Source organism: Actinomyces sp. oral taxon 849 str. F0330 (assembly GCF_000239715.1).
Taxonomy (GTDB): Bacteria; Actinomycetota; Actinomycetes; order Actinomycetales; family Actinomycetaceae; genus Actinomyces; species Actinomyces johnsonii.
On the sequence record NZ_JH470350.1, the window covers coordinates 163,897 to 177,740 of the forward strand.

Consider the following 13,844-nt stretch of genomic DNA (forward strand, 5'->3'; position numbering starts at 1 on the left):
GGCGCCCAGGCGGCCGGCAGCCTCCTGCTCGCCGGTGCCGGCGTCTCGCAGGGCATCGACGGCGGCGGTCTCGAAGCGGCCCAGCAGCTCACCGACCGGCTCGTTGATGGTAGTGATACCGGCGACAGCCACGGGACCGGGGATGATGCGCACCTGGTCGGCGGTGTAGCGCGGGTCCTGGGACTGCCACAGGGAGTCGGTGCCCCACCAGCGCAGGATGTCGGCGTCGACTACGGGGACAAAGGGCACGGGCTTGGGGTGCTTGCGGCACAGGTCGACGAACCAGGCGGCGTCGACGGGCTCCACGAGGGTGGAGGCGGCTGACGGGTAGCGCTCGGCCAGGGCGGCCAGGGCGGCGTCGGAGTCGATGACGGCGTCGTAGTCGGCGAAGAGGGTGGGAATCTCGCCGTGGTCGGCCTGACTCAGACGGGCCTCGATACGGTGCAGCAGGTCGATGAAGCGGTCGTACCAGCCCTCGTCGGCCCAGTCGGCGCGGGTGGCGGAGCGCCCATCGTGGGGGGCGACGCACAGCTCGGCGTAGCGAGTGGCCCACTGAAGGTAGGTCATCTCCTCGACGTCGCCGAAATACGGCTTGGCGGTTTTGGCCAGGGCGTCGATCATCTCCTGACGGCGGGCGGCCATGGCGGTCTCGTCACCGGCGAGCTCCTGGATGAGACGCGAGGCCCGGGCCGAGGAGTTGTCGATCTCGTAGAGGTCGGCGCGCAGGTGGGACAGGCCCGAGGTCATGCCGCCGATGGACTCCCCGGAGGCGACCCAGCCGCCCTCGATCCCGGAGTCCTCGGGGATCCCGGGGGTGTCGACGAGGAGCTGCTTGACGTCGTCGTTGGTCTTGGCCTCCAGGCACGTCATAGCGGCGGTGCCAATCATGACGCCGTCGACGGGGGCTGCGGCCGTTCCATAGGCCTCGGCCCAGCGGCCGGTGAGGTAGTCGGCGGCGCGGGCGGGCGTGCCGATACCGCCTCCGACGACGAGCACGGCATTGTTCACGGCGCGGATGGCGTCGTAGGTGGCCAGGAGCATGGTGTCCAGGTCCTCCCACGAGTGGTGGCCACCGGCGTGCCCGTCCTCGATCTGGATGATGACGGGGCTGTCGGGCACGGCGCGCGCGATGGCCAGCACCTGGCGGATCTGGTCCACGGTGCCGGGCTTGAAGGCGATGTAGGGGAATCCCTCGGCGTGAAGGCGCTCGAGCAAGGCGGTGGCCTCGTCGAGCTCGGGGATGCCGGCGGAGATGGTGATGCCGTCGATGGGGGCGCCACCGGCGCGCGCCTTGGACAGCAGACGCTGGGTGCCCAAGTGCAGGTTCCACAGGTAGCGGTCCATGAACATGGCGTTGAAGGCCGCGGTGCGCCCGGGTTCGAGCGCCTCCTCCAGGCCCTCGAGGTTCTCGGCCAGGACGGCGGGGGTGGTCTGACCGCCACCGGCGAGCTCGGCCCAGTAACCGGCGTTGGCAGCGGCCGCCACGATGGCGGGGTCCACGGTGGTGGGGGTCATTCCCGCCAGGAGGACGGCGCTGCGGCCGGTCAGGCGGGTGAAGGCCGTGTCCAGGGTGAGGCGCCCGTCGGGCAGTCGGGTGATGCGCGGCGCGAAGCGGGAGCGGTCGACGCTGGGCTGGGGGGCGGCGCCGGCGCGGTCGAGGTCGTCGATGGCCTTGGCGGTGCCCGCGGGCACGACGGTGGTGCCGGTTCCTGCCACGACTCCCTCGGTGAGCCGGACCAGGACGTTGCCCGGTCCCAGGTCCAGGACGGTGCGCACCGGGGCGGCCGATCCGGTCTTGAGTGCCCCGGTGACCAGACCGGGCCAGTCCACCGGGTCGATGAGCACGGCGGTGGCGAGATCCCGGGCGAGCTTCTCGTCCAGGTCGCAGGCGGCCGCCCATGCGGCGACGTCGTCGACGGCGCTGGCCAGCAGCGGGGTGTGGAAGGGGACCGAGGTGGTGAGGAACTCGGTGACCGGGGCCAGGACAGCGCCCCCGCGGCGGCGGTCCTTGCGGGCCTTGGCGCTGCGGGCAGCGGCGGCCTCCAAGGCGGTGACCACGCGCTCGAGGTCGGCCGGGCGCCCGGAGAGGATATGGGCCTGGAGCCCGTTGGAGACGCCTACGGAGATTCGTTCGGAACCCGGCACCCGGGCCAGGACGGCGTCGAGCACGCTGCGGGTCACGCCGCGCACCGAGAGCATGGGGGTGACTCCCCCACCGTGCCCAGGTCGAGGCGGCGGGTGGTGCGGGTGGCCGCGGCGCCGATGAGGCGGGCGATGGCGTGAACCTGGATGACGCCCTCGCGGTCCGAAGCCCGTACGGCGTCAAGGAGGCTGACGCCCAGGACGCCCTGGGAGTGGCCGATAGCGCCCACCGGGGCGTGGGCGGCGGTGTCGATGCCGGCTGCCGGAAGCGAGGCCAGGACGGCGTGCTGGGCCATGAGGATGCCGGGCACGGAGACGTCGGCGCCGTCGGCGGTGGTGCGGTGCTGCGCCACGACCGGCGCGGCCGCATCGTCCAGGAGCCGCGAGCCGCGCGGGGTCACGGTGAGCAGATCGGTGGCCACGGGAGCCAGGCGTTCGGAAACAGCCCGGTCCACGGCGACGACGTCGTCGGCCAGCGTCTGGTCCAGAGAGACCAGATCGGCGAGCGCCTGACGCCAAGGAGTGGCCTGGCCACCGAAGGTGATGATGTAGGGCTCGCCTCCGCTCAGGCGCTCAGCGATCGTGGTCGCGGGGCTGGGGGCTTGCGAGGTCGTGTGCACGGTAGTGGTGTCCTTCGGTGTTGCGACGGCGTGGTCGGAGGTCTCGGAACGGTTACCAGAACTGAGTTCGGATGAAGACGGAGGAACTGACGACGAGTGGGATCTAGAGGGGGATGTTGTCATGTTTCTTGGGCGAGTCGGGGCGGGCGTCGTTTTTGGCGCGCAGCGCGGCAAGTGAATCGACGATGACGCTGCGGGTGTCCTCGGGGGCGATGACGGCGTCGATCTCCCCGATGGCCACTGCCTTGTCCGGGTTGATAACGGCATCGGTGTACTCGGCCACGAGCCGCTCGTGCTCGGCGGTGGCGGCCTCCTCGCCCTGCTCGTCGCGGACCTTGATCAGGTCGCGGCGGTGGATGATGCCGACGGCGCCGGCGGCGCCCAGCACGGCGATCTCGGCCCCCGGCCAGCAGAAGTTGAGGTCGGCGCCGATGGCCTTGGAGCCCATGACGATGTAGGCGCCGCCGTAGGCTTTGCGCAGGACGATCGTCACCAAGGGAACGGTGGCGGTGGCGTAGGCGTTGATGACCTTGGCGCCGCGGCGGATGATGCCGGCGTGCTCCTGCTCGGCGCCGGGACGGTAGCCCGGGACGTCGACGAAGGTGACCACCGGCAGCCCGAAGGCGTCGCAGAAGCGCACGAAGCGGGCGAGCTTCTCGGAGGCGTCGACGTCCAGGGTGCCGGCGTCCACCAGTGGTTGGTTGGCGACGATCCCCACCGGGTGGCCCTCGAAGCAGGCGAAGCCGACCACGACGTTTGCGGCGAACTCCTCCTGGACCTGGACCAGCTCGCCGTGGTCGACGACCGCCGAGACCACCTCGACGACGTCGTAGGCCTGGCGGGTGGAGGCCGGGACGATCTCGCCGACGCTGCGGGCGGCCTCGGCGTCAGCCTGCGCGTCGGCATCGTCGTAGGCGTACAGCGGGGCGTCGACCTCGGCCGATGAGGGCAGATAGGCCAGGAAGCTGCGTACCTGTCCCAGTGCGTCCTCTTCGTCCTCGGCCACATAGTGGACGACACCGGAGACCGAGCCGTGGATCTTCGCACCGCCGAGGTCCTCGGCGCTGATCTGCTCGCCGGTGACGGCGCGTACGACGTCGGGGCCGGTGACGAACATGTGCGAGGCCTGGCGGGTGGCGATAACGAAGTCGGTCAGGGCCGGGCTGTAGACGGCGCCGCCGGCGCAGGGACCGAGGATGACGCTGATCTGCGGGACTAGGCCGGAGGCAGCGCAGGTGCGGTTGAAGATGCGCCCGTACTGGCGCAGGGCGCCCACGCCCTCCTGGATCTTTGCGCCGCCGGAGTCGATGAGTCCGATGACGGGAATGCGCAGGCGCAGGGCGTCGTCCAGGAGGCGGACGATCTTGTCCCCCTCGATGGTGCCCAGGGCTCCGCCGGAGACGGAGAAGTCCTGGGAGTAGACCGCTACCTGGCGGCCATCGATCTGTCCGAAGCCGGTCACGACGCCGGAGGGGCGGGCCTTGTCCCCCGCCCCGGAGCCGGTGTAGCGGCCGATCTCCAGGAAGGTGGAGTCGTCGAGCAGGTCGTTGATGCGCTCTCGGGCGGTGCGCTTGCCTTTGGCGTGCTGGCGGGCGGCGGCTCGCTCCTCGGCCTCCCGGTCGACGCGGGCGATGCGCTGGCGGAAGGCAGTGGTGGAGGGCGAGTCCGCCATGGTGGTTCCCTGCGCCGGTGTATCGGCGGCCGGGCCGGCGCCGGCGTTGGAGTCGGTGCTCACGGTTCAGGCCTCCTCGGAGTTGCTATCGGGGGTGCTCATGCGCACCAGGACATCGCCGGCGGAGACGGTGCGTCCAGCACCGACGGGGATCTCCGAAATGGTCCCGTCGCTGGGCGCGTGGACGTAGTTCTCCATCTTCATCGACTCCAGGACCACGAGCAGGTCGCCCTGGCACACCCGCTGGCCGGGCTCGACGCAGATACGGGTGACGATCGCCTGCATGGGGGCGGCGATGACACCGGGTTCGGAACTGGTGGCCTCGGTCTCGCCGGGGGTTCCTGCGCGGGCCGAGCGCGCGGCTCCGCCGGAGCGGCCGCGCAGCGGCTGGGCCCGGTTGCTGCGCGGGCTGAAGCCTCGCGCCGGGTTGGAGGGGGCGAGGATCCCGTCGGGCAGGGTCAGCTGCATGCGCCGGCCGTTGAGCTCGATGATGTAGCTGGAACGGGTGCGCGGATTGGCGACCGTCTCCGAAACGGCCGGGGAGTCGTCGGAGTCCGACAATGCCCCAGCCCCGGCCAGGTCGGGCAGAACCTCGTTCTCGATCCATCGGGTCGTTACCATCAGCCGCCCGGTCTCGTCGGGGGCGGTGAAAGCGGGGCGTCCCAGGACCTCTGCGTGCAGAGAGGTGCACACGGTGACGCCTTCAACGATCGTCTCGCGCAGTGCGCGCCGGGCCCGGGCGATGGCCTGCTCCCGAGTAGCGCCGGTGACGACGATCTTGGCGAGCATCGGGTCGAACATGGGGGTGACGACGTCACCCTCGGTGACCCCGGACTCGATACGGATGCCGGGCCCGGCCGGCCAGCGCAGGCGGGTGATGGCGCCGGTGGAGGGGGCCAGGCCACGGGAGGGGTCCTCGCAGGTGATGCGCAGCTCGAGGCTGTGGCCGCGGGGCTCGTTGAGATCACCGAGATGGCCTCCCTCGGCGATGCGCAGCTGGACCTCGACCAGGTCGGTGCCGGTGACCTCCTCCGAGACGCAGTGCTCCACCTGGAGGCGGGGGTTGACCTCGAGGAACCACAGGTCGTCCTCGGGGGTCAGGAGGAACTCGCAGGTGGCCACCCCGACGTAGTCGACTGTCTCCAGGAGGCGGCGGGAGGCCTCGACGAGACGGTCGTGAACGCCTTCGGGCAGGAAGGGGGCCGGAGCCTCCTCGAGGAGCTTCTGGTTGCGTCGCTGCAGGGAACAGTCACGGGTGGAGACGACGGCGAATCCGCCGTGGGAGTCCCGGGCGCACTGGGTCTCAATGTGGCGCGCGGCGGTGACGAATCGCTCCAGGATGAGGGTGCCGCCGCCCAGCGCCGCCGATTCGAAGGCTGGGGTGGAGCTGACCTCGTCGTCGTTGTGCAGGACGGTGATGCCGCGCCCTCCGCCGCCGTCGGTGCGCTTGAGAGCGACCGGGTAGCCGTGGGCGGCGGCGAAGTCGATGACGGTATCGGCATCGGTGACCGAGTCGGTGATGCCGGGGACCGGAGCTACTTCGGCCCGCTCTGCGGTGGCGCGGGCGCTCATCTTGTCTCCGAGGGCGTCCATGGCCTCGGGCGAGGGGCCGACCCAGGTGATGCCGGCCTCGATGATCGAACGGGCGAAGTCGGCGTCTTCGGACAGGAAGCCGTAGCCGGGGTGGATGGCGTCGGCGCCGGTGGCGCGGGCCAGTTCGAGAACGGCCGCCGCATCGGTGTAGGACGAGCCCTCGGGCAGTGCGTAGGCCTCGTCGGCGAGCTCGGCGGCCGGGCTCATGAGGTCCTCGGGCGTGTACGGGAGGATCGATGTCGCCCCGAGATCGCGGGCGGTTCGCACGATACGCAGTGCGATCTCACCGCGGTTGGCGATGAGGATGCGGGAGAGGGTCACCAAGAGTCTCCTTGCCTGGACGGTGCCGGGTTGGCGGCGGGGCCCTCCTTGGGCCGTGGATGATGGATCCGTGCCTTCCCTACAAGCGCAGGCGGACAGATCCGCTGAACGACGACGTTACGTGGTCAGGGCACCACAATCCATTTGTGGAAACCTCACAAAGACTGGGAGTTGCGTTGGTGTAACAACCGAGACCCCAGCAATGCTGCGGCATAACGGGCGCCTGGCAAAGGTGTCTCTCACCTCCTGAAGGCCTTTGAGGTTTCCCACAAGACTCAAGGTGAAGATCATCGCAGTGCACCCTTCGTCTCATCTACCTCATGAGTATCTCCTTTCTCGGGCCTGGGGCGGAGGCCATCATCAATGGTCGTGACTGCGATCGTGCCGGTGGGAAGAAGCCGCCTCACGCAGCTCGCGGATGGCGGCCAGGGCATCCTCGGCCCGGTATACCGCCGATCCGGCGACGAAGACATCGGCCCCTGCCTGCGCCGCACGCTCGATCGTCTGCGAGGTAATGCCGCCGTCGACCTGCACGCGCAGGTTGAGCCCCCTGGCTCCCACCAGCTCGCGTGCCCGGCGGATCTTGGACAGCATCGACTCGATGAAGGGCTGCCCCCCGAAGCCCGGCTCCACGGTCATGAGAAGGAGGAGGTCGAACTCCCCCAGTACGTCGGCGACGGCCTCCAAGGGGGTGGCGGGCCTCAGCGCGATCCCTGCACCGGCGCCGAGGCGGTGCAGCTCTCGGGCCAGACGCACCGGGGCCGTCGTGGCCTCCGCATGGGGGGTGACGATCTGGCAGCCGGCCTCGGCGTAGGCCGGGGCCCAGCGGTCGGCGTCGCGGATCATCAAATGGGCATCCACGGGCAGCGAGGTGTGGGCGAGCACCGCCTCGACCACGGGCAGTCCCCAGGACAGGTTGGGCACGAAGTGGTTGTCCATGACGTCGACATGGATGCCGTCGGCACCCTTGCCGGCGCCGGCGGCGCCCGTGACCCGGTCGAGCTCGTCGGCCAGATGGGCGATGTCGCAGTTGAGGATCGAGGGGTGAATGGCCGTCATCGGAATGCTCCTCAGATGTGCTTCATATGCATCAGCTAATACGCCGCAGCAGGGCGCAGAACATGGCGTCGGTACCGTCGAGGTGGGGCCAGAGCTGAAGCATCTCGCGGCCGGCTCCGGCCGGCGGTTGAGGGGCAAGGCGGGTCGCGATGTCTCCGGCGTGCAGGATCTCAGCGCTCAGGCCTTCATGCTCCAGGCGCCGGGTGACGTCGCGCACCACGAGAGTCGTCTCCAGCGTATGTGGTGAGCAGGTCACGTAGGTCACCACTCCCCCGCGCCGCACGGCGCGCAGTGCGCTGGCCAGCAGCTCTCGTTGGAGCTCGGCCAGGACGGTGACATCCTCCGGTCTCCGGCGCCACCGGGCCTCCGGTCGACGGCGCAAGGACCCGAGTCCCGTGCAGGGCGCGTCGACCAGAACCCGGTCGTAGCCGCCGGGCTCCTCACGCCCGAGGTCCCGTCCGTCCCCGCAGCGCACCCGGGCCACGTCCTGCGGCACTGCACGCAGGGCTGAGCGCACCAGGTCGGCCCGATGGGGGCTCACCTCGTTGGCGAGCAGGTGGGCGCTCTTCTGAGCGGCCCGTGCGGCCAGCAGAGCGGCCTTGCCCCCGGGGCCAGCGCACAGGTCGAGCCAGCGCTCGTCGCGACCCTCGAGCGGGGCCTCGGCGGCGATGAGCGCCACCAGCTGGCTGCCCTCGTCCTCAACCCCGGCCCGGGAGTCCCGGATCGCCTCGATCCTGGCGGGGTCCCCTCCTACCAGGACGACGGCGAGCGGGCTGATCCTCCCCAATCGGGGTTCAACATCGTGGACCCGGTCGGCCTTGCGAGCGACCTTGGCCAGGGCCTCAGGGGCGATGAGGCCGGGCCGGGCGCACAGGGCCACCTCGGGGTCGGCGTTGTCTGCATCTAGGAGCGCCTCCAGCTCCTCGGCGCTGCGGCCGTGGGTGACCAGCGCCTGGCGCAGCGCCTTGACGATCCACTTCGGATGGGACCGGATGCGAGCCAGCGCCGTTGTTTCATCGGGGGCGTGCTGACGCAGATCAGTCATCCAAGTGTCCAGGTCCTGGTCACTGAGCCGGCGCATGATCGCGTTGACGAAGGTGGCGGCGCCGCGCCCGCAGGAGTCGGCCGCCAGATCCACGGTGGTACTCACAGCGGCGTGCTGGGCCACCCTCATACCCATGAGCTGATGGGCCCCCAGGCGCAGCACATCGAGCACGGCCGGGTCGATCCGCTCCAGGGGCCGGTCCGTGCAGGTGGCGATCATCGCATCGTAGCGCCCCCGCAGGCGCAGGGTCCCATACGTCAGAGCGGTGGCGAAGCCGGCGTCGCGCCGGTCCAGATCGGCGGCGCCCAACAGCTCGGGCAGGAGGAGGTTGGCGAAGGCGTCGTCGCGGCGGACACGGGTGAGCACCTCCAACGCCACTCGACGAGCCGGGTCCGAGCGGCGCTGGGGCGAACGCTCGCTCCCCCTAGCGCCGCCCGGCCTACGGGGGCGTCGTCCCCGGCCACGTCTGTCCTCTTGACCGCCTCGGCCGCCGCGGTATTCGCCGTGACCGCCTGCCGTACTCCGGCGCGCCGGTCGCTCCCCCATCAGTTCATCCCCTCGCCGTCGTCGTTCGCGGGAGGTGGAGTCCCCAGGACGGTACCCGCCTCCGGACGGGCACCGCGGGCCCAGGCGTCAGCAGGCATCCAGCTGCGCCCGGCGGGCGCGACCAGCCCCAGGCGGACGGCGCAGCCACCGGTTCCCACGAGCACCTCACGCTTGGTGGCGCGCACCTGACCAGGGAGAAGGTCGGTGACATCCGGAACCGGGGTGACCGGCCCCAGACGGAACCTGGCTCCGAGGTAGGTGGTGTGAGCACCCGGTGCCGGGCTCACCCCCCGGATTCGACGGTCGACGGTCAGCGCCGGATCATCCCAACGGACCTCGCCATCGGCCGTGGAAAGCATCGGCGCCAGGGTGGCCAGCGCATCGTCCTGGGGCTCAGGACGCGCACTCCCCTCCTCGACCGAGTGCAGGACGTCGAGAACCAGAGGGGCACCGGCCCGCGCCAGTCGCTCCAGGAGGTCGCCACTGGTGTCGCCAGCGCCGATCGCCTCAGTGATACGGCCGTAGACGGGACCGGTGTCGAGGCCCTCCTCGAGGCGGAACACGCAGGCGCCGGTGATCTCCTCGCCGGCGATGATCGCCCGCTGAACGGGGGCGGCACCGCGCCAGGCCGGGAGCAGGGAGAAGTGGAGGTTCAGCCATCCGTGCCCGGGCACGTCCAACAGGTCCGCCGGAATCAGACGCCCGTAGGCGACCACGACGGCCACGTCGGCCCCGAGGCCGTGCACCCAGGCGCGCACGTCGGCAGCCGCCTCGCCCTTGAGGGTGGTCGGAGTGCGCAGGTCCAGTCCCGCCTCGCGAGCCGCTGTGGCCACCGGCGAGGGGTGTAGCGCACGGCCGCGGCCCTTGCGGGCGTCGGCCCGGGTGAGGACCCCCACGACGTCGTGCTCACTGGCGATGAGGGCCTCCAACGTGGGCAGGGCTACCTCAGGGGTTCCGGCGAAAAGCACACGCATGGGGCCGAGTCTACGGCTCCGCGCCGCCGAATGCCGGGTTCACCGCCGGTCCGGCGTGGGAAGCAGACCCAGGGCGATGAGCTCGGCCCGAAGGCGTCCCGCACCGATGAAATGGTGGGTGCGCAGGCCCAGCCGATCGGCGGCTCGGATGTTGACCTCCGAGTCGTCGACGAACAGGGTGCTGCCGGCCTCAAGATCGTAGCGCTGGAGGATCAGCTCGAAGACGGCGTCATCCGGCTTGGCAAGATGCTCGCGCCCGGAGACCACGATGCCGGTGAACCGTTCGAGCTGGGGCACCAGAAGCCTGGCCCGTTCGAAAGGACCGGCATCGAAGTTGGTCAGGCCGTACAGCGCTGTACCCGCCGCTAGGAGCTCGTCGAGCACAGCCGCTACGCCGGGAACGGGACCGGTGAGCGAGGCGGGGAAGCGCTCCCGGTACAGGGCGAGGATCTCCACCCAGTCGGGACGCTTGGGGTGAGCGCGCGCGTAGTCATTGAGTACCTGTTCGAAGGGCTCCCCCAGGTCCAGTCGCTCGTTCCAGGCGAGGAAGTCGCCGTCGGCCACGAACTCATCCCAGGCTTCGGCCGAGACGTATCCGGCCACAGCGGCCATCGGCTCCCAGGCGTACAGGACATTGCCGTAGTCGAGGACGACAGCGCTCACGGACTCGGAGGGAGGAAGCGACACCGCGGCGGGAGTCTGCGCGTTCATGCCTCGGATCCTTCCACAGTTCTCGCGCGAGAGCCCCGCAGAGGCGGACCTCGGTGAGACGCTCCGACGTTCATATAGCGTCCACCAGGGCCTGTTGCGGAAGGAGGGGCGTGGAGCGATCTCGGGGGCGGTGGGCCGCTTAGCAGGCTCTAATTCCAGTGGATGTTGACGCTGCCGGGCGGTTCGGTCGTGAATGGGTGGCTGGGGAGGTGTCCCTTTACGCGGGGTTGCGGCTTGTGGGTGTCGGGAGGCGGCAGGCCGGAGAGCCGCCTGTGTTGCGCCGGTCTTGATCGGGAACGTACTTCGTGATCGGGAACTGCGTTGTCCCGCAGACGACTGGGGGCGGACGCCAGTGGTTTGCGGGATAGGTACGTTCTGGATGGGAAACGCAGTTCTCGATGGGTGGCCGCCCGTTCCGTGCCGCTGTCGAGGCGGGCCAGTGCGGGCCAGTGCTGGCTAGTGGAGGTCGGGGCCGGTGCGGTGCTCGTCGCCTCCCGCCGCCTACCGACGCGGCGTCGCGGAAGCGCCCGCACGTCCTGGGCGACCCGGGGCAGCCAAGCCCGGCAGACTCTCACAACTTTACTAAGGTGCGAGCGAGTCGCCTGCAGACTGGGACGTGCGCAGAGATCCCTCGAGGTAGATTGCCACGCAGTAGGGCGAATATCACGTATCGATGACAGCTGCTTGACCAAGCTGCTTCAAACTCCCTCTTATCAAGGGTTTCCATTCCTCGACGATCCTGGTACGCTCGTACCAATCCGGTACAGGCGTACCACTTTAATCGTCAGGGCGCGTGATGCGCATCATGATCCATATCAACGACACAGTGCTGTGTCAGAGAGGACGTCATGGATCTTTCCGTGGGTTCCGAAATCGGGAGGCTTCGGCAGGTCATCCTGCACAGGCCTGGCAGTGAGATGCTCAGGCTCACTCCACAGAACAAGGACCACCTCCTGTTCGACGACGTCCTGTGGCTCGAGCGGGCCCAGGAGGAGCACGATCAGTTTGCGCGCGTGCTGACCGATCGCGACGTCGAGGTGTTCTACCTCAGCGACCTTTTGGCCGAGACTCTTGAGGTGTCCGAGGCCAGGGACTACATCCTGGACCGGGTCATCAACGAGAACGCCAACGGTCCCATTGCCGCTGAGCCGATGCGGGCCCTGGCTCAGGAGCTGTCCGGAACCGACCTGGCCGAGCTCCTCATCGCCGGCATTACCAAGGCCGAGTTGCTGGAGCGCACCTCATGCCCGGATTCCCTGGTGCTGGCCTCCATGAACGACGACGACCTGCTCCTGGCGCCGCTGCCCAACCACCTGTTCACCCGCGACACGTCGTGCTGGATCTACAACGGCGTGTCCATCAACTCGATGACGATGCCGGCCAGGCAGCGCGAGACCATCAACTACGAGGCGATCTACCGCTGGCACCCCCGCTTCGCGAACGCCGATTTCCCCGTGTGGTCCGAGGGTACCCAGGCCGGTCCCGCCACGGTCGAGGGTGGAGACGTGCAGATCATCGGCAACGGTGCCGTCCTGGTCGGGGTCTCGGAGCGCACCACCGCCCAGGGCATCGAGAGGCTCGCCAGCCGACTTTTCGCCGGAGGGAAGGCCAACCAGGTGGTCGCCGTCGAGATGAAACGGACGCGCGCGCAGATGCACCTGGACACGGTCATGACCATGGTCGATGCCGGCACCTTCACCGTCTACGGGGGCCTGGGGATGCTGCCGACGCTCACTGTGCGTCCGGGAGACGACGGACAGATCAGCGTCACCCGCAACGACCCGGAGGACATGTACCGTGTTATCGCCCAGGCACTGGGCATCGACGACCTTACCGTCCTCATCACGCCTCAGGACTCGATGGCCGCCGCGCGCGAGCAGTGGGACGATGGTTCCAACTCGCTGGCCGTCGCCCCAGGCGTCATCGTTGCCTACGAGCGCAATGTCAACACTAACGAGTACCTCACCTCCCGCGGTATCGAGGTCTTGACGATCCCGGGCTCGGAGGTCGGGCGCGGACGCGGCGGCCCGCACTGCATGAGTTGTCCGATTCTGCGAGACCCGGTCGCCTGATACGGTCCCTCGTCGGTGTCTTCGGCGTCAATGAAGAAAACCCATCACCCACTCAACTACCCAGAAGTAAGGAGTTCTTATGACCCACCCCCTTCACAACCGCAACTTCCTCAAGGAGCTCGACTTCACCGCCGATGAGTGGGGCATCCTGCTCCAGCTGGCGGCTCAGCTCAAGGAAGACAAGAAGACCGGCCGCGAGGTGAAGCGGCTGACTGGCAAGAACATCGCGCTCATCTTCGAGAAGACCTCGACTCGCACTCGCTGCTCCTTCGAGGTAGCCGCCTACGACCAGGGCGCCCAGGTCACCTACCTGGATCCCACGGGCTCGCAGATGGGCCACAAGGAGTCGGTGGCGGACACCGCCCGGGTCCTGGGCCGCTTCTACGACGGCATCGAGTTCCGCGGCAAGAAGCAGGAGCACGTCGAGGCTCTGGCCGAGCTTTCGGGCGTGCCGGTGTGGAACGGGCTGACTGACGAGTGGCACCCCACCCAGATGCTCGCCGACCAGATGACCATGTTGGAGCACTCGGGCAAGCCGATCGAGGAGATCTCCTTCGCCTACCTCGGGGACGCCCGCAACAACGTGGCCAACTCGCTGCTCATTTCCGGCGCCCTCATGGGAATGGATGTGCGGATGGTGGGACCATCCGAGCTGCAGACGCCTCCCGAGGTGGTGGCCCAGGCGGAGAAGCTGGCGGAGAAGAGCGGAGCCCGTATCCTCGTCACCGACGATGCCGCCGAGGGTGTCAAGGGAGTCGACTTCCTCTACACCGACGTGTGGGTCTCGATGGGTGAGCCCAAGGAGGTGTGGGACCAGCGCATCGCCCTGCTGCGTCCCTACCAGGTCAACGCCGAGCTGGTGGAGGCCACCGGCAACCCCGACGTCAAGTTCCTCCACTGTCTGCCGGCTTTCCACGATCGCAACACCACCGTGGGCGAGGATATCTTCAACAAGACAGGCATGGACGGTCTGGAGGTCACCGACGACGTCTTCGAGACCGAGCGCAACGTCGCCTTCGACCAGGCTGAGAACCGCATGCACACCATCAAGGCCGTCATGGTCGCAACCCTCGGAGAGTGGGACTGAGC

General features: G+C 69.0%; 8 protein-coding genes and 1 pseudogene. 2 read left to right on the plus strand and 7 right to left on the minus strand.

Annotation, left to right across the window (positions count from 1 at the left end; genetic code table 11):
• The 7 genes and pseudogenes from HMPREF0975_RS04650 to HMPREF0975_RS04685 all read right to left on the minus strand — a co-directional run.
• A pseudogene (locus tag HMPREF0975_RS04650) lies at positions 1-2,762 on the minus strand (fatty acid synthase subunit beta domain-containing protein); the annotation flags it as partial.
• 103 nt (positions 2,763-2,865) lie between these two features.
• On the minus strand, positions 2,866-4,434 hold the full coding sequence (locus HMPREF0975_RS04660; protein WP_232212468.1) for an acyl-CoA carboxylase subunit beta: 1,569 nt from the start codon (positions 4,432-4,434) through the stop codon (positions 2,866-2,868).
• A gap of 66 nt (positions 4,435-4,500) precedes the next feature.
• Positions 4,501-6,348, minus strand: coding sequence for an ATP-binding protein (locus HMPREF0975_RS04665; protein ID WP_009232988.1), 1,848 nt, complete (start codon positions 6,346-6,348; stop codon positions 4,501-4,503).
• Positions 6,349-6,708: 360 nt separating this feature from the next.
• On the minus strand, positions 6,709-7,407 hold the full coding sequence (rpe, locus tag HMPREF0975_RS04670) for a ribulose-phosphate 3-epimerase (protein ID WP_009232989.1): 699 nt from the start codon (positions 7,405-7,407) through the stop codon (positions 6,709-6,711).
• A 31-nt stretch (positions 7,408-7,438) separates the two neighbouring features.
• Entirely contained in the window at positions 7,439-8,830 is a 1,392-nt protein-coding gene (locus HMPREF0975_RS04675) for a transcription antitermination factor NusB (RefSeq protein WP_083840713.1), read from the minus strand.
• A 167-nt stretch (positions 8,831-8,997) separates the two neighbouring features.
• The gene (fmt, locus tag HMPREF0975_RS04680; protein WP_009232991.1) at positions 8,998-9,972 is read right to left on the minus strand and encodes a methionyl-tRNA formyltransferase; all 975 of its coding nucleotides are present in this window, start codon (positions 9,970-9,972) and stop codon (positions 8,998-9,000) included.
• 39 nt (positions 9,973-10,011) lie between these two features.
• A complete protein-coding gene (locus HMPREF0975_RS04685; RefSeq protein WP_009232992.1) occupies positions 10,012-10,683 on the minus strand; it encodes an HAD-IA family hydrolase in 672 nt (223 codons plus the stop codon).
• Positions 10,684-11,531: 848 nt separating this feature from the next.
• Between HMPREF0975_RS04685 and arcA the strand changes: the two genes are divergently transcribed.
• Positions 11,532-12,755 carry an arginine deiminase gene (gene arcA / locus HMPREF0975_RS04690; protein WP_009232993.1) on the plus strand — a complete coding sequence of 408 codons (1,224 nt, stop codon included), beginning with the start codon at positions 11,532-11,534 and terminating at the stop codon, positions 12,753-12,755.
• Positions 12,756-12,834: 79 nt separating this feature from the next.
• Entirely contained in the window at positions 12,835-13,842 is a 1,008-nt protein-coding gene (gene argF, locus HMPREF0975_RS04695; protein WP_009232994.1) for an ornithine carbamoyltransferase, read from the plus strand.
• Positions 13,843-13,844 lie beyond the last annotated feature (2 nt).